The 24,125-nt window shown below is 68.7% G+C and carries 19 protein-coding genes, 2 tRNA genes and 1 pseudogene; 3 read left to right on the top strand and 19 right to left on the bottom strand.

Annotated features, from left to right (window positions below; all coding sequences use genetic code 11):
- On the top strand, nucleotides 1–306 hold a 306-nt coding region (locus ACIF83_RS02370), incomplete at its 5' end, for a tectonin domain-containing protein (RefSeq protein ID WP_399722879.1).
- 273 nt (nucleotides 307–579) lie between these two features.
- On the opposite strand, the gene ACIF83_RS02365 is transcribed toward ACIF83_RS02370, so the two are convergent.
- From ACIF83_RS02365 to ACIF83_RS02315, 11 genes are all read right to left on the bottom strand, one after another.
- The gene (locus ACIF83_RS02365; RefSeq protein ID WP_399722877.1) at nucleotides 580–2,541 is read right to left on the bottom strand and encodes a TIGR03960 family B12-binding radical SAM protein; all 1,962 of its coding nucleotides are present in this window, start codon (nucleotides 2,539–2,541) and stop codon (nucleotides 580–582) included.
- Between the two features lie 73 nt (nucleotides 2,542–2,614).
- Nucleotides 2,615–4,114 (bottom strand): CHAD domain-containing protein, encoded by a 1,500-nt coding sequence (locus ACIF83_RS02360; RefSeq protein ID WP_393464956.1) that lies wholly within the window; start codon nucleotides 4,112–4,114, stop codon nucleotides 2,615–2,617.
- Between the two features lie 112 nt (nucleotides 4,115–4,226).
- The gene (gene rodA, locus ACIF83_RS02355) at nucleotides 4,227–5,423 is read right to left on the bottom strand and encodes a rod shape-determining protein RodA (protein ID WP_393464953.1); all 1,197 of its coding nucleotides are present in this window, start codon (nucleotides 5,421–5,423) and stop codon (nucleotides 4,227–4,229) included.
- Nucleotides 5,420–7,669, bottom strand: a complete 2,250-nt coding sequence (mrdA, locus tag ACIF83_RS02350; RefSeq protein WP_393464950.1) for a penicillin-binding protein 2 — start codon at nucleotides 7,667–7,669, stop codon at nucleotides 5,420–5,422. Before mrdA ends, rodA begins: the two co-directional genes overlap by 4 nt.
- Before the next feature lie 80 nt (nucleotides 7,670–7,749).
- Nucleotides 7,750–8,427 carry a rod shape-determining protein MreD gene (mreD, locus tag ACIF83_RS02345; RefSeq protein WP_067003571.1) on the bottom strand — a complete coding sequence of 226 codons (678 nt, stop codon included), beginning with the start codon at nucleotides 8,425–8,427 and terminating at the stop codon, nucleotides 7,750–7,752.
- Between the two features lie 13 nt (nucleotides 8,428–8,440).
- Complete coding sequence (gene mreC / locus ACIF83_RS02340; protein ID WP_393464947.1) at nucleotides 8,441–9,382, bottom strand: rod shape-determining protein MreC; 942 nt, start codon at nucleotides 9,380–9,382, stop codon at nucleotides 8,441–8,443.
- Between the two features lie 163 nt (nucleotides 9,383–9,545).
- On the bottom strand, nucleotides 9,546–10,565 hold the full coding sequence (locus ACIF83_RS02335; protein ID WP_031158632.1) for a rod shape-determining protein: 1,020 nt from the start codon (nucleotides 10,563–10,565) through the stop codon (nucleotides 9,546–9,548).
- A 312-nt stretch (nucleotides 10,566–10,877) separates the two neighbouring features.
- Nucleotides 10,878–11,291 (bottom strand): nucleoside-diphosphate kinase, encoded by a 414-nt coding sequence (gene ndk / locus ACIF83_RS02330; protein WP_386571770.1) that lies wholly within the window; start codon nucleotides 11,289–11,291, stop codon nucleotides 10,878–10,880.
- Nucleotides 11,292–11,354: 63 nt separating this feature from the next.
- On the bottom strand, nucleotides 11,355–11,711 hold the full coding sequence (locus ACIF83_RS02325; protein ID WP_393464943.1) for a DUF4233 domain-containing protein: 357 nt from the start codon (nucleotides 11,709–11,711) through the stop codon (nucleotides 11,355–11,357).
- Nucleotides 11,712–11,720: 9 nt separating this feature from the next.
- A complete protein-coding gene (locus ACIF83_RS02320) occupies nucleotides 11,721–13,235 on the bottom strand; it encodes a bifunctional folylpolyglutamate synthase/dihydrofolate synthase (RefSeq protein ID WP_393464940.1) in 1,515 nt (504 codons plus the stop codon).
- A 367-nt stretch (nucleotides 13,236–13,602) separates the two neighbouring features.
- A complete protein-coding gene (locus tag ACIF83_RS02315) occupies nucleotides 13,603–16,254 on the bottom strand; it encodes a valine--tRNA ligase (RefSeq protein ID WP_393464937.1) in 2,652 nt (883 codons plus the stop codon).
- 137 nt (nucleotides 16,255–16,391) lie between these two features.
- Between ACIF83_RS02315 and ACIF83_RS02310 the strand changes: the two genes are divergently transcribed.
- Complete coding sequence (locus tag ACIF83_RS02310) at nucleotides 16,392–17,357, top strand: hypothetical protein (RefSeq protein ID WP_398140976.1); 966 nt, start codon at nucleotides 16,392–16,394, stop codon at nucleotides 17,355–17,357.
- Between the two features lie 69 nt (nucleotides 17,358–17,426).
- Here ACIF83_RS02310 and ACIF83_RS02305 read toward each other — a convergent pair whose 3' ends face one another.
- The 6 genes from ACIF83_RS02305 to ACIF83_RS02280 all read right to left on the bottom strand — a co-directional run bounded on the left by ACIF83_RS02305 (nucleotide 17,427) and on the right by ACIF83_RS02280 (nucleotide 22,738).
- Nucleotides 17,427–17,714, bottom strand: a complete 288-nt coding sequence (locus tag ACIF83_RS02305; RefSeq protein ID WP_398140975.1) for a hypothetical protein — start codon at nucleotides 17,712–17,714, stop codon at nucleotides 17,427–17,429.
- A 189-nt stretch (nucleotides 17,715–17,903) separates the two neighbouring features.
- Nucleotides 17,904–19,190, bottom strand: coding sequence for an ATP-dependent Clp protease ATP-binding subunit ClpX (gene clpX, locus ACIF83_RS02300; RefSeq protein WP_067003552.1), 1,287 nt, complete (start codon nucleotides 19,188–19,190; stop codon nucleotides 17,904–17,906).
- 183 nt (nucleotides 19,191–19,373) lie between these two features.
- A complete protein-coding gene (locus ACIF83_RS02295; RefSeq protein WP_393464930.1) occupies nucleotides 19,374–20,039 on the bottom strand; it encodes an ATP-dependent Clp protease proteolytic subunit in 666 nt (221 codons plus the stop codon).
- A gap of 67 nt (nucleotides 20,040–20,106) precedes the next feature.
- Nucleotides 20,107–20,712, bottom strand: coding sequence for an ATP-dependent Clp protease proteolytic subunit (locus tag ACIF83_RS02290; protein WP_145878692.1), 606 nt, complete (start codon nucleotides 20,710–20,712; stop codon nucleotides 20,107–20,109).
- A gap of 381 nt (nucleotides 20,713–21,093) precedes the next feature.
- Nucleotides 21,094–22,482, bottom strand: coding sequence for a trigger factor (gene tig, locus ACIF83_RS02285; protein ID WP_393464927.1), 1,389 nt, complete (start codon nucleotides 22,480–22,482; stop codon nucleotides 21,094–21,096).
- 179 nt (nucleotides 22,483–22,661) lie between these two features.
- Nucleotides 22,662–22,738 (bottom strand) — tRNA-Pro (locus tag ACIF83_RS02280).
- A 163-nt stretch (nucleotides 22,739–22,901) separates the two neighbouring features.
- On the opposite strand from ACIF83_RS02280, the gene ACIF83_RS02275 reads away from it, so the two are divergent.
- Nucleotides 22,902–22,972 (top strand) — tRNA-Gly (locus tag ACIF83_RS02275).
- A 163-nt stretch (nucleotides 22,973–23,135) separates the two neighbouring features.
- On the opposite strand, the gene ACIF83_RS02270 is transcribed toward ACIF83_RS02275, so the two are convergent.
- Nucleotides 23,136–23,723 (bottom strand): tyrosine-type recombinase/integrase, encoded by a 588-nt coding sequence (locus tag ACIF83_RS02270; RefSeq protein ID WP_399722870.1) that lies wholly within the window; start codon nucleotides 23,721–23,723, stop codon nucleotides 23,136–23,138.
- Between the two features lie 183 nt (nucleotides 23,724–23,906).
- A pseudogene (locus ACIF83_RS02265) lies at nucleotides 23,907–24,092 on the bottom strand (excisionase family DNA-binding protein); the annotation flags it as partial.
- Nucleotides 24,093–24,125 lie beyond the last annotated feature (33 nt).

Raw genomic sequence — 24,125 nt, 5'->3', positions numbered from 1 at the left:
GGCGCCGACGGCACCGTCTGGGGCGTCAACTCAGCCGGCAACATCTACCGCTACACCGGCGACCAGGACACCGGCCACTGGAAGCAGATCAGCGGTGGACTCAAGGCGATCGCAGCCGGCTCCCGCACCACGGTATGGGGCACGAACGCGGGCGGGAACATCTATCACTACACGAACAACGACGCCAGCCCCTGGGTACAGATCCCCGGAGCACTCACCGACATCGGCGCCGGCGCCGACGGCACCGTCTGGGGCGTCAACTCAGCCGGCAACATCTACCGCTACACCGGCGACCTCCCCGGCTGACCCGTTCACCGACGAAGAGATCCGTGCGCCGCGCCACGCCCACCGGCACCGCGGCGCACCCCTCTCCCTGACTGGAGGATCAAAACTCAGACCCACTCCACCTCGGAGACGATCTGAGAGGTACCTCCAGGGCCCGGCAGCGGTGTCCGGAGGGAAGCCGACGGCGCCGGCGGGCGAGGACACGAGGCGCCGACCGCAGCCAACGCGGCGGCCACCTCCTCCTCGCTCACCCCCGCCAACGCCTCAACCACCCGATCGAGTGCCTCGCCCACCTCAGTGCGCGTGACCACTCGAAGCAGGCGTCGGACCTGCGTTCTTGACCGTCAGAGGCAGCAACTTCTTCCCGGTCGGGCCGATTTGTATGGCCGTATCCATCTGCGGGCACACACCGCAGTCGAAGCAAGGAGTCCAGCGGCAGTCCTCGACCTCGGTCTCGTCGAGGGCGTCCTGCCAGTCCTCCCAGAGCCAGTCCTTGTCGAGGCCGGAGTCGAGGTGGTCCCAGGGGAGGACCTCCTCGTAGGTGCGCTCGCGGGTGGTGTACCAGTCGACGTCGACGCCGAAGGGAGCCAGGGCCTTGTCGGCGCACTGCATCCAGCGGTCGTAGGAGAAGTGCTCGCGCCAGCCGTCGAAGCGGCCGCCGTCGTCGTACACCGCGCGGATGACCGCGCCGATGCGGCGGTCGCCGCGGGACAGCAGGCCCTCGACGATGCCGGGCTTGCCGTCGTGGTAGCGGAAGCCGATCGAGCGGCCGTACTTCTTGTCGCCGCGGATCTTGTCGCGGAGCTTCTCCAGGCGGGCGTCCGTCTCCTCGGCGGAGAGCTGGGGCGCCCACTGGAAGGGCGTGTGGGGCTTCGGGACGAAGCCGCCGATCGAGACCGTGCAGCGGATGTCGTTGGACCTCGACACCTCGCGGCCCTTCTGGATGACGTGCATCGCCATGTCGGCGATCTGCAGCACATCCTCGTCCGTCTCCGTCGGCAGGCCGCACATGAAGTACAGCTTCACCTGGCGCCAGCCGTTGCCGTAGGCCGTCGAGACCGTCCGGATCAGGTCCTCTTCCGAGACCATCTTGTTGATGACCTTGCGCATGCGCTCGGAGCCGCCCTCGGGGGCGAAGGTGAGACCGGAGCGGCGGCCGTTGCGCGTCAGCTCGTTCGCCAGGTCGACGTTGAAGGCGTCCACCCGCGTCGACGGCAGGGACAGGCCGATCTTGTCTTCCTCGTAGCGGTCGGCCAGGCCCTTGGCGATGTCACCGATCTCCGAGTGGTCCGCGGAGGAGAGGGACAGGAGGCCGACCTCCTCGAAGCCCGTCGCCTTCAGGCCCTTGTCGACCATCTCGCCGATGCCCGTGATCGAGCGCTCGCGGACGGGGCGGGTGATCATGCCGGCCTGGCAGAAACGGCAGCCCCGGGTGCAGCCGCGGAAGATCTCCACCGACATGCGCTCGTGGACGGTCTCGGCCAGGGGGACGAGCGGCTGCTTCGGGTACGGCCACTCGTCCAGGTCCATGACCGTGTGCTTCGACACGCGCCACGGGACGCCCGACTTGTTGGGGACGACGCGGCCGATGCGGCCGTCGGGGAGGTACTCGACGTCGTAGAACGCCGGGATGTACACCGCGCCCGTCTTCGCCAGGCGGAAGAGGACCTCCTCGCGGCCGCCGGGGCAGCCCTCCGCCTTCCACTCGCGGATGATCTTCGTCATGTCCAGCACGGCCTGCTCGCCGTCGCCGATGATCGCCGCGTCGATGAAGTCCGCGATCGGCTCCGGGTTGAAGGCCGCGTGGCCGCCCGCCAGCACGATCGGGTCGTCGATCGTACGGTCCTTGGACTCCAGGGGGATGCCGGCCAGGTCCAGGGCCGTGAGCATGTTCGTGTAGCCCAGCTCCGTGGAGAAGGACAGGCCGAACACGTCGAAGGCCTTCACCGGGCGGTGGCTGTCCACCGTGAACTGCGGGACGCCGTGCTCCCGCATCAGGGCCTCCAGGTCCGGCCACACGCTGTAGGTGCGCTCGGCGAGGACGCCCTCCTGCTCGTTGAGTACCTCGTAGAGGATCATGACGCCCTGGTTGGGCAGGCCGACCTCGTACGCGTCCGGGTACATGAGCGCCCAGCGGACGTCGCAGCTGTCCCACTCCTTGACGGTGGAGTTCAGCTCGCCGCCCACGTACTGGATCGGCTTCTGCACATGCGGGAGCAGAGCTTCGAGCTGTGGGAAGACCGACTCGACAGACATCGCGGGGGTTACCTTCGTGAGCTGGCAGGGGTGACCATCAAGCGTAACCTGATCGCGGGCCTCCCCCGTACGCTCAGACGGATACCCCGGCTGTGATCTCCCGCCACAGGCCCGGCAGCTCCGCCTCCACCGCCGCCGCGGCCGCCTCTTCTCTGCCGTACAGCAGCCCGTAAGTGAACGCGCTCTCCCCCGCCGCGTGCGCCACCGCGGACAGCTCGCGCAGGGTCTGGCGGGCCATGACGCTGTCCTGGTGTTCGCCGAGCAGGCTGGTCAGGGACTTCATGGACTTGGCCAGGGAGCGGGCAGGGCGGCCCAGGGCCGGGATGGCCGCCTCCCCCGCGTACCGGGTGCGCTTCGCCTTCTTGCGGGCCTCGTGGACGGCGATGTCGCGTTCCTCACCCGGTGGCTGGTCCAGGGCCGCGGTGACCAGGCGGGAGACCTTCGCGAGGTCTTTGCGTACGGCCTCGGCGATCACCTTCTCCGGCTTGCCCGCCGCCTTCTTCCCGAGCGGCGGGTCGGCGAGCACGGCGTCCAGGGTGTCGAGCAGGGACAGATACCGGTCGGAGTCCAGGATCGCGACGACGTGGCTGCGGGCGCTGTCGTGTCTGGCGCCCGCCCAGGCGGTGAGCCGTTCGTGCACGGGGCCGGACACCAGGGCCGGCGGCAGGGTGTCGAGCAGGGTGATCAGGCGCTCCGCCAGCACCTCCTGGTCGCGGCCCACACCCAGCTCGCGCGCCAGCCACTTCAGCTCGGCGGCGATCGGGTCGGTGACGGCGTGGTCGAGGACGGTGCCGAAGGTGCGGAAGGTGCTGCGCATGCGGCGGGTGGCCACCCGCATCTGGTGGACGGAGTCCGGTACGTCCCGGCGGACCCCCGGGTCGTACTCGAGGATCGCCTCGCGCTGGGTGCGCACATAGGCGAGGACGTGGTCGCCTGCGGTCACGGGCTTGGCGCGCCGCCCGGGGCCGGGCCGGCGGCCGCCGGTCTGTTCCAGCGCCCTGGCCAGCTTCGACGGTGACTTCGAGCGTCGTACGCCGGCCTTGCGCAGCCGCTTCTCCACCTTGTCGAGGAAGGCCGGATCGCCGTCGTCCGCCAGTTCGACCTCGATCTCGGTCCACTGGGCGGTCCCGCCCTCGCCGGAGAGCCGCTCGGCGGTCACGCTGTCCACGCTCGCCTCGGCCAGCAGCGCACCGTCGGCGTCCACGAGGTGGCGTACGTCGCGGGCGGAGCGGAGCCGGACGAGGGGGACCAGTTCGGTGTGGCGGACCCGGGAGCGGACCAGTGCGGCGATCTCGTCGGGGACGGTGTCGGACAGCGGCGCCCTGATCTCGTCGCGGACGCCGGGGGCGACCGGGAACTTCAGGTGCCAGCCGGCGTCCGAGCCTCCGGTGCGGCGGCGCAGGGTGAGAGCGGCTGCGGCCAGCCGCTGGTCCGCGGTGTCGTAGTAGGTGGCGTCCAGTTCGACGAGGCCCTTGTCCAGGACGTCCGCCACCCCGCCGACGCCGGTCAGGTCGGGCAGGCCACTGTCGTCGGATTCGTACTTGCGCTCGATCTCGCGTTTCGCATCCGCCATGAATTGAATCTAGTGGCAGAACGGTCGGGAGGGCAGGGGCCAACCAGGGTGAATGGCGGGAAAACTCCCGCCATCCACCCGGTGAACGACCCCGCCCACCCGGCGGACGTCCTCACGCGGACATCGGCCGCTGCACCTTGATCGACTGCAGCAGTCCGACCGCCACCCACACCGCGAACATCGACGATCCGCCGTACGACACGAACGGCAGGGGCAGACCGGTGACCGGCATGATGCCGAGGGTCATGCCGATGTTCTCGAAGGCCTGGAAGGCGAACCAGGCGACGATGCCGGCGGCGACGATCGTGCCGTACAGCTCGGTCGAGTCGCGGGCGATGCGGCAGGCGCGCCACAGCACCACGCCCAGCAGGAAGACGATCAGGCCGGCGCCGACGAAGCCCAGCTCCTCCCCCGCGACCGTGAAGACGAAGTCGGTCTGCTGCTCGGGCACGAACTGGCCGGTTGTCTGCGAGCCGTGGAAGAGCCCGGCGCCGGTGAGGCCGCCCGAGCCGATGGCGATGCGGGCCTGGTTGGTGTTGTAGCCGACGCCCGCCGGGTCCAGGTCCGGGTTGGCGAAGGCCGCGAAGCGGTTGATCTGGTACTCGTCCAGGATGTGCAGCTGCCAGATGGCGACACAGCCGAGCACACCGGCGGTGAGCAGGCCGAAGATCCAGCGGTTGGAGGCGCCGGAGGCGAGCAGCACGCCCAGGATGATGGCCACCATGGCCAGGACCGTGCCGAGGTCGGGCATGAGGAGCACGATCAGGATCGGCACGGTGGCCAGGCCCAGCGCCTGCACGACCGTGCGGTGGTCGGGGTACGGCTTGTCCCCGGCGTCGACCCGGGCCGCCAGTATCATCGCCATGCCGAGGATGATCGAGACCTTCACGAACTCGGCGGGCTGGAGCGAGAATCCGCCGCCGAACACGATCCAGTTGCGGCTGCCGTTGATGGTGGCGCCGAGCGGGGTGAGCACCAGCAGCACCCCGAGCAGCGACATGCCGTAGAGGATCGGCACGGCGTTGCGCAGGGCGCGGTGACCGAGCCAGATCGTGCCGATCATCAGGGCGAGTCCGATGCCGAGGTTCATCAGATGGCGGACCAGGAAGTAGTACTGGTCGCCCTGGTTGATCTCGGTACGGTTGCGGGTCGCGGAGTACACCAGCAACGAGCCCAGCAGCGACAGCACGAGGGCGGCCAGCAGCATCGGCCAGTCCAGCCTGCGTGTCAGCGAGTCGCGGGCGAAGATCCTGGTCCAGCCGGCCCGCTCGGGCCCGTACCCGGAGACGGAGAAGCTGTTGCCGGTCATGTGAGCATCCTCCGGCTCCCCCTCCGGCGCGGCCGCCTGCGGGTGTTGCTGTTGCCCGTGCTGGGCGAGGGGCTGGTGGCGGGCTGCTGGGTATCGTCGTTCGTGGGGTTGTCCTGCTGGGAGGCCTCGACGTCCTTCGCCGGGTCGCCGGTGACCTTGGGGGCGGCGATGGTGCCGTCCGTGCGGACCTTCGGCAGGCCCTTCTGGGGCTCGGGCAGCAGGGCCTTCTTGTTGTCGATCGAGCCGTCGCCCTGGACGCCGTAGAGCGCGCTGTAGATGTTGCGCACGGCCTCACCGGAGGAACCGGAACCCGTACCCGCCTGGGCGATCGTCATGATCACCGAGTAGTCCTTGGTGTACGTGGCCAGCCAGCCGGTGGTCTGCTTGCCGTAGACCTCCGCGGTACCCGTCTTGGCGTGCAGCGCGATCTTGTCCTGCGGCCAGCCGCCGAACTTCCAGGCGGCGGTACCGCGGGTGATGACGCCCGCGAAGGCGTCGTTCATGCCCTTGAGGGTGGCCTGGCTGACCGGCAGCTTCCCGGACTTCCTCGGCTTGATCGGCGTGACCGTCCTGCCGTCCGCGCTGATGACCGCCTTGCCGATGGTCGGGTGGTACATGGTGCCGCCGTTGGCGACGGCGCCGTAGATCACGGCCTCCTGGATCGGCGTGACGAGGGTGTCGCCCTGGCCGATGGAGTAGTTGATCTCGTCACCCTCGCGCATCTTGTTGCCCTCGAGGCAGTTCTCGTACGCGATCTTCTCGACGTAGGAGCCGTCCTTCTTGCCGGACTTGCACCAGGCGTCCTTGTTGGCCTTCCAGTAGTCCAGCTTCCACTGGCGGTCGGGGACGCGGCCGGTGACCTCGTTGGGCAGGTCGACGCCGGTCTCCTTGCCGAGGCCGAACTGGTGGGCGGTCTTGAAGAACCAGTCCTTGGGCCGGCCCTTCTTGGGGTTGATGCCGCCGTCCTTCTTCCACTCCCGGTCGGCGAGGCCGTAGAAGACCGTGTCGCAGGAGACCTCCAGGGCGCGGCCGAGGGAGATGGGGCCGAAGCTCTCCCCCTCGAAGTTCTTGAAGACCTGACCACCCACCGAGTAGGAACTGGTGCACGGGTAACCGCCGTCCCACTCGTAGCCCGCCTGAACCGCGGCGGCCGTGGAGACCACCTTGAACGTCGAACCCGGCGCCGCCTGACCCTGTATGGCCCTGTTGAGCAGCGGGTAGTCGCTGTCCTTGCCGGTGAGGGCCTTGTAGTCCTTGCCGGAGATGCCGCCGACCCACACGTTCGGGTCGTAGGTCGGGGCGGAGGCCATGGCGACGATCCGGCCGGTCTTGGCCTCCATCACCACGACGGCGCCGGAGTCGGCCTTGTAGTTCTCGCCGGTGATCTTGTCGAACTGCTGACGGGCCTTCTTCATGGCCTTGTCCAGCTCGTACTCGGCGACCCGCTGCACCCGGGAGTCGATGCTGGTGACCAGGTTGGAACCGGACTCGGCGGCGTCCGACTTCGCCTTGCCGATGACCCGGCCGAGGTTGTCCACCTCGTAGCGGGTGACGCCGGCCTTGCCGCGCAGCACCTTGTCGTACTGGCGCTCGAGGCCGGAGCGGCCGACCATGTCGGAGCGCAGGTAGGGCGAGTCGGTGTCCTTGGCCTTCTGGATCTCGTCGTCGGTCACCGGCGAGAGATAGCCGAGAACCTGGGCGGTGTTGGACTTGCCCGGGCCCGCGTAGCGGCGCACGGCCTCCGGCTCGGCGGTGATGCCGGGGAAGTCCTCGGCGCGCTCACGGATCTGCAGGGCCTGCTTGGGCGTCGCCTCGTCGGTGATCGGGATCGGCTGGTACGGCGAGCCGTTCCAGCAGGGCTGCGGGGTCTTGGCGTCGCACAGCCGGACCTTCTGGCTGACCTCCTCGGGCTTCATGCCGAGGACGCCGGCCAGCTTGGCGAGGACGGCCTTGCCGTCGTCCTTCTGCTTGAGCAGGTCGGTGCGGGAGGCCGAGACGACCAGACGGGTCTCGTTGTCGGCGAGCGGCACGCCCCGGGCGTCCAGGATGTCGCCGCGCACGGCGGGGTCGACGACCTGCTGGACGTGGTTCCCGGAGGCCTCCTTCTGGTACTCCGCGCCCTCCCGGATCTGCAGGTACCACAGGCGGCCGCCGAGCGTTCCGAGCAGGGAGAGGACGAGGATCTGGATCACGACCAGCCGGGTCTGGACCCTTGGGGTCCGTCCGGTCTCGGGAATATTGGTCACTGCGGCTGTCTCCCCCTCTCAGTGCGTGTACGTGTCATATACGACGAAGCTGTGCGTGCTCCGGAGCAACTCCCGTGTGCTCACAGCCGCTTGACCCCCTTGATGCGGCCGACCCGGGTCGAGCGGGTGCGGGCCTTGGCCTTGAGGGCGCCGAGGCCGCCGCGCTGGCTGCCGATGCGCAGCCCGGTGCCGGAGGAGAGCCAACCGGAGGAGATGTCGCCGGCCTTGGCGGCGGGGCTGGTCTCGGCGAGCGGGTCGTTGTCGGAGCGGCGGGCCAGCCACATGATCCCGGGAACCACGAAGGGCGCGAGCAGCAGGTCGTACAGGGCGGCCGAGAACAGCAGCCCGGTCAGGCCGACATGGCGGGCGGCGGTGTCGCCGACCAGGGCACCGACACCCGCGTACAGCAGGGTGGAGCCGACGGCGGCGGCGACCACGACCGCCATCGGGCCGGTCGCCGACTTCAGGCGGCCGTTCTCCGGCTTGATGAGTCCGGCGCCGTAGCCGATGACGCACAGCACGAGGGCGTAGCGGCCCGCCGCGTGGTCGGCGGGCGGGGCGAGGTCGGCGAGCAGGCCGGCGCCGAAGCCGACGAGGGCGCCGCCCACATGGCCGTACACCATGGCCAGACCGAGGACGGTGAGCAGCAGCAGGTCCGGGACGGCGCCGGGCAGGTGCAGGCGGGCGAGGACGCTCACCTGGATCACCAGGGCGACGACGACCAGCGCACTGGAGAGCAGGATCCGGTTGACACGCATGGGGATTCAGCTCCTACTGCTGCTGCTCGTCGGTGGCGTTCGCGTCGGCGGACGGTGTGACCGTGACGGTCACCGTCGGTGTCGGTGTCGGCTTGGGCTTGGTCGGCAGGACCTCGTCGCGCGGGTCCTTCTTCGGGGCCTCGACGACCACGCCGACGATGTCGAGCTGGGTGAAGCTGACGTACGGCGTGACGTAGAGCGTGCGGGTGAGGCCGCCGCCGGAGGGGTCGACGCGGGAGACCACGCCGACCGGCACGCCCGGCACGAAGGGCTTGTCGGCCTGGGAGCCGAAGGTGACGAGCCGGTCGCCCTTCTTCACCTCGGCCTTGCCGTTGAGGAGTTCGACGCGCAGCGGGCGGTCGCCCTGCCCGGAGGCGAAGCCGAGTTCGTCGCTGCCCTCCATGCGGGTGCCGACGGTGAAGTCGGGGTCGTTGGCGAGGAGCACGGTGGAGGTGTCGGGGCCCACCGTGGTCACGCGGCCGACGAGGCCGTCCCCGTTGAGGACGGTCATGTCCCGCTTGATGCCGTCGTTCGCGCCGACGTCGATGGTGATGGTCCAGGAGAAGCCCTGCGCCGACCCTATGGCGATGACCTGGGCGCCCTTGATGCCGTACTGGCCGTCGCCGGCGATCTTCAGCATCTTGTCGAGCTGCCCCAGGCGGCTGCGGTTGCGGTCGTCGCTGCCGAGCTTCGCCTTGAGGGCCGCGTTCTCCTTCTCCAGCGCGGCGAGCCGGTCGTGGCGGCTGCCGGAGTCACGGACGGCGGAGACGGCGTCGCCGACGGGATCGACCGCCGAGGACAGCCCGTTCTCGATCGGGCCGAACGCCGCTGCCGCGGCCTGCCGGGCACCGTCGACCGGCGAGTTCCGGCCTCCGCGGATGTCCACCGTGATCAACGCGAACGCGATGGCGATCAGCAGGACCAGGAGCAGCCGGCTCTCTTTCGTGTCCCTCACGTGCGGCGGCCGTGCCCTTCCTCAGTAGGAATTCGGGGACCCCTCAAGGCGCCACTGGCGAAGCGCGAACCCAAGGGGCCCATTTGTGGGAGCTTATGCCTCTATACCAACGATCCGCCGTACGAGAGGAGATCATCTCGTACGGCGGAATCGAAGAGTTACTTCATCTGCGCGGCTGGGCGTCCAGGACCTGCTGGAGCGCCTCGAACTCCTCGACGCACTTTCCGGAGCCGAGCGCCACGCTGTCCAGCGGGTCCTCGGCGATGTGGATCGGCATGCCGGTCTCCCGGCGCAGCCGCTCGTCCAGGCCGCGCAGCAGCGCTCCGCCGCCGGTCAGAACGATTCCTCGGTCCATGATGTCGCCGGACAGCTCCGGCGGGCACTTGTCGAGGGTCGTCTTGACCGCGTCCACGATCGCGTTGACCGGCTCCTCGATCGCCTTGCGGACCTCGGCGGCCGAGATGACGACGGTCTTCGGCAGCCCGGAGACCAGGTCCCGGCCGCGGACTTCGGTGTGCTCGTCGGCGTCGAGGTCGTACGCCGAACCGATCGTGATCTTGATCTGCTCGGCCGTGCGCTCACCCAGCAGGAGGCTGTACTCCTTCTTGATGTACTGGATGATCGCGTTGTCCAGCTCGTCGCCCGCGACACGGATGGACTGCGCGGTGACGATGCCGCCGAGCGAGATGACCGCGACCTCCGTGGTGCCGCCGCCGATGTCCACCACCATGTTGCCGGTGGCCTCGTGGACCGGCAGGCCGGAGCCGATGGCGGCCGCCATGGGCTCCTCGATGATGTGCACCTGGCGGGCACCCGCCTGGGAGGACGCCTCGATGACGGCGCGGCGCTCGACGCCCGTGATGCCGGAGGGCACACAGACGACGACCCGGGGCCGGGCGAGGTACCGCCGCTTGTGGATCTTCAGGATGAAGTAGCGGAGCATCCGCTCGGTGATCTCGAAGTCGGCGATGACACCGTCCTTGAGCGGACGCACGGCGACGATGTTGCCCGGCGTGCGGCCGATCATCTTCTTCGCCTCGGCACCGACCGCGAGGATGCCACCGGTATTGGTGTTGATCGCCACGACGGACGGCTCGTTGAGTACGATTCCGCGACCCCTGACGTACACCAGCGTGTTGGCGGTCCCGAGGTCGACAGCCATGTCACGGCCGATGAACGACATTGAGTTCCCCATCCGGATTCATCTGGCCTTCCGAAGCTTTTGAGGGCATATCAGGTCGGCGAGGCGGGTGCTGTGACGTGAAGGCTTCCATCGTAAACGCGCCTGCACGAACACTGCGCGAGGGTCTTCGCCATTGTCAGCAGATGGCGCGCCGCCTCGCTTGTGGAGACGGTCCATCGGGGGCACACGTTCCCCCGATCGGCAACGCATATGCCAAAGGACGGCCGAAAACGTACGGCCGCCCCTGGTCAGGACTCCGAGCGGAGCTGACACTCCCTCAGAAAAATTAGCGGAAAATCCGCAGGATGGTGCTCAGGCGTGCCCCGGGAAGAAGATCTTCACCTCACGCTCGGCGGACTCCTCCGAGTCGGAGGCGTGAATCAGGTTCTCGCGGACGATCACGCCGTAGTCACCCCGGATGGAACCGGGCGCGGCGGCGATCGGGTCGGTCGGGCCGGCGAGCGCGCGCAGCCCCTCGATGACCCGCTCACCCTCGACGATCAGCGCGACGACCGGACCGGAGGACATGAACTCCACCAGCGGCTCGTAGAAGGGCTTGCCCTTGTGCTCGCCGTAGTGCTGCTCCAGCGTGTCCTGGTCCAGGGTGCGCAGCTCCAGCGCGGTGATCTGCCAGCCGGCCTTGCGCTCGATACGGCTGATGATCTCGCCGGTCAGGCCGCGACGGACGGCGTCGGGCTTGAGCAGGACGAGGGTGCGCTGGCTCACGGGGGGCTCCTTACGACTGACGTGTGCGGTGGGACGAGGTTACAGGGCGTGTCCGTGTCGCTGTTACGCAGCGTCAGGTGTAGAGGACTCGGCCTGCGCCGCGAAACGGGCCTTGGCCTCGTCGACCTTTCTGCCGTAGTGCACCGACGCCCACCACAGCGCCGCGAAGACCGCGCCCATGAAGTACATCGTCGGGACGAACACACCGGAGGCGATCAGGGCGAGCTGCAGGGCCCAGCCGAGGGCGACACCGCCCGGCCGGGTCACCATGCCGCACAGCAGCACGCACAGAGCCATGGCGATACCGCTGACCAGCCACACCGTCGACGTGGACAGGTCCGGGTCCTTCATGGCCACGAGTCCGGCGAACCCGATGATGCAGAACTCACCGATCAGCGTCGATGAACAGAGCGTACGCACGACGGAACCTCAGCCCTTCCCCAGCAGCAGGCGGGCCTCGCCCACCGTGATGACCGAACCGGTGACCAGCACCCCGCCGCCCGCGAACTCGCCCTCCTCCTCGGCCAGCGTGATCGCGGCCTCCAGGGCCTCGGGCAGCCGCGGCTCGACCTGGACCCGTTCCTCGCCGAACACCTCGACGGCGATCGCGGCCAACTCGTCGGCGTCCATGGCGCGGTGCGTGGAGTTCTGCGTGACGACGACCTCGGCGAAGATCGGCTCGAAAGCCTCCAGCAGCCCCCGCACGTTCTTGTCGGCGCTCGCCCCGACCACACCGATCAGCCGGGTGAAGTCGAACGCCTCCCGCACGGCCTCGGCGGTCACCTCGGCGCCCGCCGGGTTGTGCGCCGCGTCCAGCACGATCGTGGGAGAGCGCCGTACGACCTCCAGCCGGCCCGGCGAGGACACGGCAGCGAAGGCCTTGCGCACGGTGTCGATGTCCAGCGGCTCCGCGCGCAGCGCGCCGACACCGAAGAACGCCTCCACGGCGGCGAGCGCCACGGCCGCGTTGTGCGCCTGGTGGGCGCCGTGCAGGGGCAGGTACACCTCGGGGTACTCGCCGCCCAGGCCACGCAGGGTGACCAGCTGCCCGCCGACCGCGACCTGCCGGGCCACGACGCCGAACTCCAGCCCCTCCCGGGCCACGGTCGCGTCCACCTCGACGGCCTTCTTCAGCAGCACCTGCGCCGCGTCCACCGGCTGCTGCGCCAGGATCACGGTCGCGTCCTGCTTGATGATGCCGCCCTTCTCACCGGCGATCTCGCCCGGCGTCTCGCCGAGCCGGTCGGTGTGGTCGAGGGCAATGGGGGTGATCACTGCGACGTCACCGTCGATCACGTTCGTCGCGTCCCAGCTGCCGCCCATGCCGACCTCGACGACGGCGACGTCGACGGGGGCGTCAGCGAAGGCGGCGTACGCCATGCCGGTGAGGACCTCGAAGAACGACAGCCGGTACTCCTGCATGCCGTCCACCATCTCGACGTACGGCTTGATGTCCTGGTACGTCTCGATGAACCGCTCGGCGGAGATCGGGGCGCCGTCCAGGCTGATCCGCTCGGTGACCGACTGCACGTGCGGGCTGGTGTACCGGCCGGTGCGCAGCTCGAAGGCGCCGAGCAGGGCCTCGATCATGCGAGCGGTGGAGGTCTTGCCGTTCGTGCCCGTGATGTGGATCGAGGGGTACGACCGCTGCGGCTCGCCCAGCACGTCCATCAGCGCGGCGATACGGCTGACGGAGGGCTCCAGCTTGGTCTCGCCCCAGCGGCCTGCCAGCTCCGCCTCGACCTCGCGCAGGGCCCGGTCGACCTCGGGATCCGCCGGCCGCGCGGGCACGTCGGCCTGCGGCGGGCCGCCCTGGGTCCGCAGGGTACGGCTGCCGGCCTCGATCACCGCGAGGTCGGGGTCGCGGTCGGTCTCCTCGGCGACGAGTTCTTCGAAGGCGTCGAGGGGGTCGGGCTGGTCGTTTTCGTGCGGGAGGTCGCTCACAGGGCCAGTCTACGGAGCCGCGCCGACAAAGGGTGCGGTGGCTCTTTTGGCCGGTTCGGGGTGGCTCGGCCTGCCGTTCGGGTGCGGGTGCGTCGTGGCTTGTCGCGCCCACGCGGCGGAGCCGCAAATCGATACAGCCCCGCGCCCCTGGGCAGTTGCGGCGCCGTCCGCTGCATGGGCGCCGTAGCCACGCAGCCACAGCCGACCGCGGGCTCGTCGCCCTCACGTAGCTGCGGGCAGTCGTGCCGCTGGGGCGGCACGGGTGGGCGCAGCGGCACCTTGCCGGCGCGGGCAAGCGTCCCCACCCCCGGGTACGTGAAGGCCCCGGAACCTCGCAGTTCCGGGGCCTTCGTCACCGTATGAGCAGCTACGCCTGCGGCAGCTTCTCCAGCTGGGACTGGATGCGGGTGATGTCCTCCTCGGCCTTGGCAAGGCGTCCGCGGATCTTGTCGACCACCTGGTCCGGGGCCTTCGCCAGGAACGCCTCGTTGCCGAGCTTGGCCGTGGCCTGGGCCTTCTCCTTCTCGGCGGCGGCCAGGTCCTTGGCGAGGCGCTTGCGCTCCGCGACCACGTCGATCGTGCCGGAGAGGTCGAGGGCGACCTCGGCACCGGCGACCGGCAGGGTGGCCGTGGCCGTGAAGGACTCGCCCTCCGGCTGCAGGCGCAGGAGCTGGCGGATGGCGGCCTCGTGGGGAGCGAGGGCCGTGCCGTCGAGGGTGAGGCGGGCCGGGACGCGCTGGCCGGGCTGGAGGCCCTGGTCGGCGCGGAAGCGGCGGACCTCGGTGATGACCGCCTGGAGCGACTCGATCTCGCGCTCGGCGGCCGCGTCACGGAAGCCGCCCGGTGCGTCAGCACCAGGAACCAGCACAGCCGTCGGCCAGTCCGCGATGACGACCGACTCGCCACCGGTGAGGGTGGTCCAGAGGGTCTCTGTCACGAACGGGACGACCGGGTGCAGCAGTTTGAGGGTGACGTCGAGGACCTCGCCGAGGACCCGCTTGGAGACCTCGGCCGCCTCACCGCCCGCCTGGAACGTCGTCTTGGACAGCTCGACGTACCAGTCGAAGACCTCGTCCCACGCGAAGTGGAAGAGGGCGTCGGACAGTTTGGCGAACTGGAAGTCGTCGTAGAGCGCGTCGACTTCGGCGATGACGGAGTTGAGGCGGGAGAGGATCCAGCGGTCCGTCGCCGACATGGCGGAGGCGTCCGGCAGCGGGCCGTCCACCGTCGCGCCGTTCATCAGCGCGAAGCGCGTCGCGTTCCAGATCTTGTTGGCGAAGTTGCGGGAGCCCTGGACCCAGTCCTCGCCGATCGGGACATCGACACCCGGGTTGGCGCCACGGGCGAGCGTGAAGCGCAGTGCGTCGCTGCCGTACTTGTCCATCCAGTCCAGCGGGTTGACCGCGTTGCCGAAGGACTTCGACATCTTCTTGCCGAACTGGTCGCGGACCATGCCGTGCAGGGCGATGGTGTGGAACGGCGGGGTGCCGTCCATCGCGTACAGGCCGAACATCATCATCCGGGCGACCCAGAAGAAGAGGATGTCGTAGCCGGTGACCAGGACGGAGTTCGGGTAGAACTTCGCGAGCGACTCGGTCTGCTCGGGCCAGCCCAGCGTGGAGAAGGGCCACAGGCCGGAGGAGAACCAGGTGTCGAGGACGTCGGTGTCCTGGTGCCAGCCCTCGCCGGTCGGGGCCTCGTCGTCGGGGCCGACACAGACGACCTCGCCGTTCGGGCCGTACCAGACGGGGATCCGGTGCCCCCACCACAACTGCCGCGAGATGCACCAGTCGTGGAGGTTGTCGACCCAGTCGAAGTACCGCTTCTCCATCTCCTGCGGATGGATCTTGACCCTGCCGTCGCGGACGGCGTCACCGGCGGCCTTCGCCAGCGGGCCGACCTTGACCCACCACTGCATGGACAGGCGGGGCTCGATGGTGGTCTTGCAGCGCGAGCAGTGGCCGACGCTGTGGACGTACGGCCGCTTCTCGGCGACGATCCGGCCCTCGGCGCGCAGCGCGGCGACGATGGCGGAGCGGGCCTCGAGCCGGTCCAGGCCTTGGAAGGGACCGTGGGCGGTGATGACGGCGTGCTCGTCCATGATCGTGATGGACGGCAGGTCGTGCCGCTGGCCGATCTCGAAGTCGTTCGGGTCGTGGGCCGGGGTGACCTTGACGGCGCCCGTGCCGAACTCGGGGTCGACGTGCGTGTCGGCGACCACCGGGATGGAGCGGTCGGTGAGCGGCAGGCGGATCAGCTTGCCGACCAGGTGCTTGTACCGCTCGTCGTCGGGGTGAACGGCGACGGCGGTGTCACCGAGCATGGTCTCGGCACGGGTCGTGGCGACGACGATGGTGTCGTCCCCCTCGCCGTACTTCATGGAGACCAGCTCGCCGTCGTCGTCCTGGTACTCGACCTCGATGTCGGAGATCGCCGTCAGACAGCGGGGGCACCAGTTGATGATGCGCTCGGCGCGGTAGATCAGCTCGTCGTCGTAGAGCCGCTTGAAGATGGTCTGGACGGCCTGGGAGAGGCCCTCGTCCATCGTGAAGCGCTCACGGGACCAGGCGACACCGTCACCCAGACGGCGCATCTGGCCGCTGATCTGGCCGCCGGACTCGCCCTTCCACTGCCAGACACGCTCGACGAACGCCTCGCGGCCGAGGTCGTGGCGGGACTTGCCCTCCTTGCCCAGCTCGCGCTCGACGACGTTCTGCGTGGCGATGCCGGCGTGGTCCATGCCGGGCTGCCACAGCGTCTCGTAACCCTGCATGCGCTTACGGCGGGTCAGGGCGTCGATGAGGGTGTGCTCGAAGGCGTGGCCCAGGTGGAGGCTGCCGGTGACGTTCGGCGGCGGGATGACGATCGTGTACGGCGGCTTGTCGCTCTTCGCGTCCGCCTCGAAGTAACCCCGCTCTACCCAGCGCTCGTACAGCGGCCCCTCTACATCGGCCGGCGCGTACTGGGTCGGCAGTTCGGTGTCGGGCGCGGGTGGCTGCTGCTGAGCGTTCTCGGTCACGGGGGTCAGTTTAGAGGTGTCACGGGGTGGTCCCGAAACGCGTTTGTTGTGTAACGGTGCGGCCCCCGGTGCCGTGTGCTTCCTGTGCCTGGTCCAGGATGTCAGGAACACATAAGCATCTGGAGGGGAACCCAGAAATGAGCAACAACCAGCCGGGCCCGTACGGCCAGCAGCCGCCCTACGGCCAGCCGGGGCAGCCTGGTCCCTACGGCCAGCCGGGCCCCTACGGCCAGCAGCCGCAGGCACCCCAGCCCGGCTACGGCTACCCCCAGCAGGCTCCTCCGGCCCCGCCGCAGCCCGGGTACGGCTACCCGCAGCAGGGCGTGCCGCAGCAGCCGAACGCGTACGGCCAGCAGCCGCCGTACGGCCAGCAGCCCTACGGCGTCCCGCAGCCGCCGGCCGCGGGCGGCGGCAAGAAGAAGACGGGCCTGATCATCGGTTCCGTGGCGGTCGTCGCGGCCGTCGCGGTGGCCGCGGCCTTCCTGCTCAACAAGAGCGGCAGCAGCGACGTCGCGGACGACGGCCCGCACAAGCTGATCACTCCGACCAGCGTGATCAACGGTGAGTACCAGAAGGGTGCCAGCTCCAACGACGACGCCATGACGGACAGCGATGTGTCGGCTGCTCGGAAGGCCGGCGTCAAGAACGCCAAGTCAGTGGGCGCGGAGTACCAGTCCGGCGACAAGAGCAACCCCCTCGCCATGAAGATGCTGAAGTTCGGCGGCGTCTACGGCCAGATCGACGACCCCGCTGCCGTCGTCGACGCGATGTTCGCCAACATGAAGAAGGAGTCCGAGAAGGACCAGAGCGGCGACGACACCAAGGGCACGCTGGTCGGCAGCCCCGAGGAGCAGGAGCCGGCGGGCCTCGACGGCGCCGTAATGAAGTGCCAGTCCGTGAAGCTGGACATGACTGGATCGGGGTCCAGCTCCTCGGGCCCGAAGCAGATGATCATGCCCGTGTGCATCTGGGGCGACCACAGCACCCTCGGCGTGACCATCAACGCCGACGTGGCCAGCGCGATGACGGGCAAGAGCATGTCCATCAGCGACGCCGCGGAGATCACTGCCAAGCTCCGCAAGGATGTACGCGTCAAGGCCTGAGGACCCCGTAGCAGGGCTCCCGCATCACAGAAGGCGGCTCGGTGGCACCGAGCCGCCTTCTCTGCATGGTCAGGCTCGTACACACGCCTCGTCGGCAACGCCGATACTCACGCCGAGGGCCACCAGACCCTGGATACAGTACGGATTGGCGATGTCGGGGCCGCCAGGGAAGGGCATTGCCTTGTTGCCGCACGCCGCCTTCACCTTCACGCCGGCGCGGTATCCATGCGTGGCCACGTAGTTGGAGCAGTCGCCCTGCGTGGCGCTCGCCGGCGAGGCCACGAGGATCGGCAGAGCCCCTGCCGCCACCACCACACCGGCCGCGGCCACCATGCGCTTCGCCCTCTGGAAAGTCATTCGGAGTCCTCCCGTTTTGCACAGCCAGACATTCGAACACACGTCTGACCTGGTCGGGCTAATTTGATCACGGAAACAGGGAGGGCTCCAGTTGCCGCCGGAACGATGGCTCGATCCGATCGGCACTGGTCTGACACACCGACGGGCAGGCACCCAACACAGGGTGCCTGCCCGTCGGCGCCGAGAAGCTCAGGCTGTCTTCTGCTCCCCCGAACCCCGCCCGCGGGCGTCCCGCGGGATCAGGGTCGGGTTCACGTTCGAGTGGACGACATCCGCCGTGATGACGACCCGCGCCACGTCCTTGCGGGACGGGACCTCGTACATCACCGACATGAGGACCTCCTCCATGATGGCGCGCAGGCCGCGGGCGCCGGTCTGGCGGAGGATGGCCTGGTCGGCGATGGCCTCCAGGGCCTCGCGCTCGAAGTCCAGCTCCACGCCGTCGAGTTCGAAGAGGCGCTGGTACTGCTTGACGAGCGCGTTGCGGGGCTCGACCAGGATCTGGAGCAGGGCCTCGCGGTCCAGGTTGTGGACGCTCGTGATGACGGGCAGGCGGCCGATGAACTCCGGGATCATGCCGAACTTGACCAGGTCCTCGGGCATGACGTCCTCGAACTGGTCCTTGGCCTCCAGCTCGCGCTTGGAGCGGATCGTCGCGCCGAAGCCGATGCCCTTCGCGCCGGCCCGGGACTCGATGATCTTCTCCAGGCCCGCGAAGGCACCGCCCACGATGAACAGCACGTTCGTCGTGTCGATCTGGATGAACTCCTGGTGGGGGTGCTTACGGCCGCCCTGGGGCGGGACGGAGGCCGTGGTGCCCTCGAGGATCTTGAGCAGGGCCTGCTGGACACCCTCGCCCGAGACGTCGCGGGTGATGGAAGGGTTTTCACTCTTCCTCGCGACCTTGTCGATCTCGTCGATGTAGATGATCCCCGTCTCGGCCTTCTTGACGTCGTAGTCCGCCGCCTGGATCAGCTTCAACAGGATGTTCTCGACGTCCTCGCCCACATAGCCCGCCTCCGTCAGCGCCGTCGCGTCGGCGATGGCGAACGGGACGTTGAGCATGCGCGCCAGAGTCTGCGCGAGGAGGGTCTTGCCGGAGCCCGTGGGGCCGAGCAGAAGGATGTTGGACTTCGCCAACTCGATGGCGTCGTCGCGGCCTTGGGCGCCGCCGTTCTCGCCTGCCTGGACCCGCTTGTAGTGGTTGTACACCGCGACGGAGAGGGCCTTCTTCGCCGCTTCCTGGCCGACTACGTAGCCTTCCAGGAACTCGTAGATCTCGCGGGGCTTCGGGAGTTCCTCCCAGCGCACCTCGCTCGTCTCGGCGAGCTCCTCCTCGATGATCTCGTTGCAGAGATCGATGCACTCGTCGCAGATGTACACACCGGGCCCTGCGATGAGCTTCTTGACCTGCTTCTGGCTCTTGCCGCAGAACGAGCACTTGAGCAGATCGCCGCCGTCACCGATGCGTGCCACGGTGTGCTTCCCCTTCGCCTGGGAGACGCCTGGACGCTTTCGAATCCAGCGGCTCCTGGTGCTGCCTTATGTCCGACGGTACCTTGCCGGGCCCTGTGTTCGGGCCCCCCTTGGCAGGGTTCACTTTGACGTGCACCGTGCCAAGAGGGGCAGAGAATACGTCGCCGAAGACGTCGACCCGCGTCAGCGGACCGAGGCGTTGTTCATCTTCCGGGTGGAGATGATCTGGTCGACGATGCCGTACTCGAGCGCCTCCTCGGCCGTGAGGATCTTGTCGCGCTCGATGTCTTCGCGGACCTGCTCGATCGGTCGGTTGGAGTGCTTGGCCAGCATGGTCTCCAGCTGGTCGCGCATCCGGGTGAACTCGTTGGCGATGATCTCCAGGTCGGAGAGCTGACCGCGGCCGGTGGAGCCGGCCGGCTGGTGGATCAGCACGCGCGAGTTCGGCAGCGCCATGCGCTTGCCCGGCGTACCGGCCGCGAGCAGGATGGCCGCGGCGGAGGCCGCCTGGCCCATGCACACCGTCTGGATGTCGGGCTTCACGAACTGCATGGTGTCGTAGATGGCCGTCAGGGCCGTCATGTCGCCACCGGGGCTGTTGATGTAGATCGAGATGTCCCGGTCGGGGTCCATCGACTCCAGGCACAGCAGCTGCGCCATGACGTCGTTGGCGGAGGCGTCGTCGATCTGGACGCCCAGGAAGATCACGCGCTCCTCGAAGAGCTTCGCGTACGGGTCGTACTCGCGGATGCCCTGGGAGGTGCGCTCGACGAAGCGCGGGATGACGTAGCGGCTGTCGGGGCGGGGCCCTTCGTACATGCCGCTGGCGGCGCCGTGGAAGTTGCTCATGGGGTTCACCGTCCTGGTGGCGTTCGGGGGGCTGGGGTCTCGGCGGTGCTTGGCGTGGCCGGGCCGGTCAGGCACCGGTGCCGCCGCCTCCCGGAACACCCGAGGCGTGCGTGATGATCTCGTCAATGAGACCGTACTCCTTGGCCTCTTCCGGGGTGAACCAGCGGTCGCGGTCGCCGTCGCGGACGATCGTCTCGACGGTCTGGCCGGAGTGCAGCGCGGTCAGCTCGGACATGGTCTTCTTGGTGCGCAGCAGGTACTGGGCCTGGATCTTGATGTCCGAGACCGTACCGCCGAGGCCCGCGGAGCCCTGGTGCATCATGATGTCCGTGTGCGGCAGGGCGAAGCGCTTGCCGGCGGTGCCGCCGGTGAGCAGGAACTGGCCCATCGAGGCCGCCATGCCCATGCCGATCGTGACCACGTCGTTCGGGATGTACTGCATGGTGTCGTAGATCGCCATGCCGGCCGTCACCGAGCCGCCGGGGCTGTTGATGTAGAGGTAGATGTCCTTGGCGGGGTCGGCCGCAAGGAGCAGCAGCTGAGCGGTGATCTTGTTGGCGATGTCGTCGTCAACCTGCTGGCCGAGGAAGATGATCCGCTCGCCGAGCAGCCGGTTGTAGACCTGGTCGCCGAGGCCACCACCGATGGAAGGCTCGCCGGCGGCGGAGGGCATCAGATTCGTCACGTATCCACCTGCTCGTCTTGCGACGGCGCCGGGCCGTCTCACGTAGTCCTGCCGGGGCTTAGCGGGAACTCCAGCTTGCCCTCGTATTCATGGACCCTAACGCTCAGGCCGCTTCGGGGAATCCCGGAGAAGCGGGTGTTCGCCGGGGGCGTAGCGGAGGGCTCCGCCGGTTTGACCGATGCGGTTTGTGGGTGGTGGTGCGGAGATCGTCGGACTGCGGGTGTGTGGGGGCTGGTCACGCCCCACGGCGGAGCCGTACAGGGATACGGTCCGCACCCCTTCAGGTTGGCCGGTCCAGGCCGGTACGACAAACGGGCCCCCGGGAAGGTCCCCAGGGGCCCGTCTACGTCGTCAGAGACGCCGTGGGGCTCAGCCCTCGGTCTTCTCCTCGGCCGCGTCCTCGGTGCCCTCGGCGGCCTCGACCGTCTCGGCGGACTCGGTCTCGTCCTCGTCGTCCAGGTCGATGACCTCGCCGTTGGTGTCCTTCACCGTGGCGGCCTCGACCACGACGGCCAGGGCCTTGCCGCGGGCGACCTCGCCGACCAGGAGCGGCACCTGGCCACCCTCGACGACGGCCTGGGCGAACTGGTCGGGGGACATGCCGGAGGAGGCCGCACGCCGCATGAGGTGCTCGGTGAGCTCCTCCTGGTTGACGTTGAGGTTCTCCTTCTTGACCAGCTCGTCGAGGACGAACTGGGTCTTGATGCCCTTGACCGCGGCCTCGCGGGTCTCGGTCTCGAACTCCTCGACGGTCTTGCCCTGGATCTCCAGGTACTTCTCGAGGGTGAGACCCATCTGGCCGAGCTGGTGGTGCTCCAGGTTGTGCTTGCGGGTGTTGATCTCGTCCTCGAGCAGCTTCTCGGGGACCGGGACCTCGACCAGCTCGAGGAGCTTCTCCAGGACGCGCTCCTGCGCCTGGGTGGCCTGGTCGAACTGCTTCATGTTGGCCAGGCGCTTGCGGCTGTCGGCCTTCAGCTCGTCCAGGGTGTCGAACTCGGAGGCGAGCTGCGCGAACTCGTCGTCCAGCTCGGGCAGTTCACGGGCGGCGACCTGGGTGACCTTGACGGTGACCTCGGCCTCCTTGCCCGCGGCGGAGCCGCCCTTGAGCTCGGAGGTGAAGGTGGCCTCGCCACCGGCCTCCAGGCCCTTCACGGCGTCGTCGATGCCGTCGAGGAGCTCGCCGGAGCCGATGGTGTAGGAGACGCCCTCGGCGACTCCGTCCTCGAGGACCTCGCCCTCGACCTTGGCCTGCAGGTCGATCGTGACGACGTCGCCGTCCTCGGCGGCGCGCTCGACCGGGGAGGTGGAGGCGAAGCGCTCACGCAGCTGCTCGACCGACTTCTCGATGTCCTCGTCGGTCACCTCGACGGCGTCGACCTCGACCTCGATGCCGGAGTAGTCCGGGATCTCCAGGGCCGGGCGGATGTCGACCTCGGCGGTGAAGTTCAGCGTCTCGCCGTCCTTCAGCTCGGTGATGTCGACCTCGGGCTGGCCCAGCGGGCTCAGCTCGGCCTCGTTGACCGCCTCGGTGTAGAACTTCGGGAGCGCGTCGTTGACGGCCTCCTCCAGCACCGCACCGCGGCCGAACCGCTGGTCGATGACGCGGGCCGGGATCTTGCCCTTGCGGAAGCCCTTCACCGTGACCTGCTGGTTGATCTTCTTGTACGCCGCGTCGAGGCTGTCCTTGAGCTCCTCGAAGGGCACCTCGACAGTGAGCCGAACCCGGGTCGGGTTCAGGGTCTCCACGGCGCTCTTCACGGTTCGGTCTCCTTGTGGCTGACTTCTTGGGTTCTGCCGGAGCCAGACTGGTCCGGCGGATTTCGCCGCCCGGAGGAGTTCGTAGGCCGAGTGGGCCGGGACACACGGGCGCGCAGCTTGCATAGTAACCGCAGCCGGTCAGCGCCCCAAAAGGCGATCATCGCGGTGCCGCGAGCCGGTGGTCGGGGTGGCGGGATTTGAACCCACGGCCTTCCGCTCCCAAAGCGGACGCGCTACCAAGCTGCGCCACACCCCGTCTGGTGCGACACGTAGGGTACATGCCCCGGCCGGATCCGTCGGCTGCTTTGCCGACTGCCGCGCGCGTGACATCGCCGCAGTCCAAACACGTTGGCCTCCGCGGCGGGCGACCCGCTACGATGCTCAGCAGTGCCGAGGTCACCGACCTGCGGCGCACTGTTGCGGGCGTAGCTCAATGGTAGAGCCCTAGTCTTCCAAACTAGCTACGCGGGTTCGATTCCCGTCGCCCGCTCTGGATGCCGAAGGCCCAGGTGAGAGGTTGTTTTCCTCTCCCTGGGCCTTCAGTCGTTCCCGGGGTCTCCCAGCCTTTCGTGTCCCCCGCGTGCCCCTTCGGCCGGCGGCGCCGCTTCAGAGCGTCCACGATCACAGCGTCCACGCCGTCGGCGATCTCCCGCTCACGACTCTCCGAGGTGTGCTGATAGATCAGCGCCGCCCGGGTCCCACAACCCGTTGAAGTGGTTCGGGCGAGGCGTGGCGCCCTTCGCGCCGACGAAGACCCGGCCGTCCGCGCCAGGCTCGGCGAACTGCTCCATATGGGTGAAAACGACCGGCAGGATCGAACGCGGGATGGCCACGGACCGCTTGCCCGCCTCACTCTTCGGCGCCTTGTAGAGGTGCTTCCCGCTGTTCAGCTCGGACACCGAGCGGCGCCGGATCATGCCTGCTTCCACGTCGACGTCCCGCCGGCGCAGTGCGACCAGCTCGCCCCAGCGCAGGGCGCAGAACGCTCCGAGCAGGACCAGGGCACGGTAGCGAGGCTGTGAGGCATCCGCGATGGCGAAGACGTCCGAGACCGTGGCCGTGGGCCGCTCCGGGGTGTTCACCGTGCCGCCGTTCTTGATCTGGCACGGGTTGCGGCGGATCAGGCCGTCCTCTACGGCCGTGCCCATGATCGTGCGGAGCAGGGAGTAGGCCTTGGCGACCGTGGTCACGTTGGCCGCGTCCGGGTCCCGCCAGTCGCCCTGCCGCAGCTCTGTCTGCATGTCGGCGAGCCAGTCATCCGCCTCGCGCTTCGTTCGGAATGTGTCGGGCGCGGGCCGCAGAACCCGTCAGGGCCGACGTAGCGGGCCTGATAGCGGCCGGACGGGAGCTTGCGGACCCGGCCGAACTGTCGACGCTTGCCAGCCATCAGGCAGCCACCCCCGGAGGGCACACCCACGCCGACGCGGCTGCACCGTGTTGGCCGCGATGTACTCGTCAACGACGCTCTCGGCGATGCGGACGTAACGGCCGACCTTCACGTACGCGATGCGGCGCTCTTCGATCCATCGGCGCGGAAAGCGTTCCCCGCTCTCCTCCCAGGTGCCGAGCCGTTCAGCGACCTGCGCGACCGTCAGCAAGCGGTCGGCCATGTCCATTCCTCCCCCGGATCGGCGGACAGTTCT

This window comes from Streptomyces sp. NPDC085866 (genome assembly GCF_044541035.1).
In the GTDB taxonomy this organism is placed as follows: domain Bacteria; phylum Actinomycetota; class Actinomycetes; order Streptomycetales; family Streptomycetaceae; genus Streptomyces.
This window is presented reverse-complemented; position numbering and strand designations above follow the sequence as displayed.

Bases quoted from the DNA above. Each gene is read 5' to 3' on its own strand.
- ACIF83_RS02290 (WP_145878692.1), bottom strand. From the start codon at position 20,712: ATGCCCTCCGCCGCCGGCGAGCCTTCCATCGGTGGTGGCCTCGGCGAC.
- mreD (WP_067003571.1), bottom strand. From the start codon at position 8,427: ATGCGTGTCAACCGGATCCTGCTCTCCAGTGCGCTGGTCGTCGTCGCC.
- ACIF83_RS02365 (WP_399722877.1), bottom strand. From the start codon at position 2,541: ATGTCTGTCGAGTCGGTCTTCCCACAGCTCGAAGCTCTGCTCCCGCAT.
- rodA (WP_393464953.1), bottom strand. From the start codon at position 5,423: ATGACCGGCAACAGCTTCTCCGTCTCCGGGTACGGGCCCGAGCGGGCC.
- ACIF83_RS02310 (WP_398140976.1), top strand. From the start codon at position 16,392: ATGAGCAACAACCAGCCGGGCCCGTACGGCCAGCAGCCGCCCTACGGC.
- ACIF83_RS02305 (WP_398140975.1), bottom strand. From the start codon at position 17,714: ATGACTTTCCAGAGGGCGAAGCGCATGGTGGCCGCGGCCGGTGTGGTG.
- ACIF83_RS02335 (WP_031158632.1), bottom strand. From the start codon at position 10,565: ATGTCGTTCATCGGCCGTGACATGGCTGTCGACCTCGGGACCGCCAAC.
- ACIF83_RS02295 (WP_393464930.1), bottom strand. From the start codon at position 20,039: ATGAGCAACTTCCACGGCGCCGCCAGCGGCATGTACGAAGGGCCCCGC.
- ACIF83_RS02360 (WP_393464956.1), bottom strand. From the start codon at position 4,114: ATGGCGGATGCGAAACGCGAGATCGAGCGCAAGTACGAATCCGACGAC.
- ACIF83_RS02270 (WP_399722870.1), bottom strand. From the start codon at position 23,723: ATGCAGACAGAGCTGCGGCAGGGCGACTGGCGGGACCCGGACGCGGCC.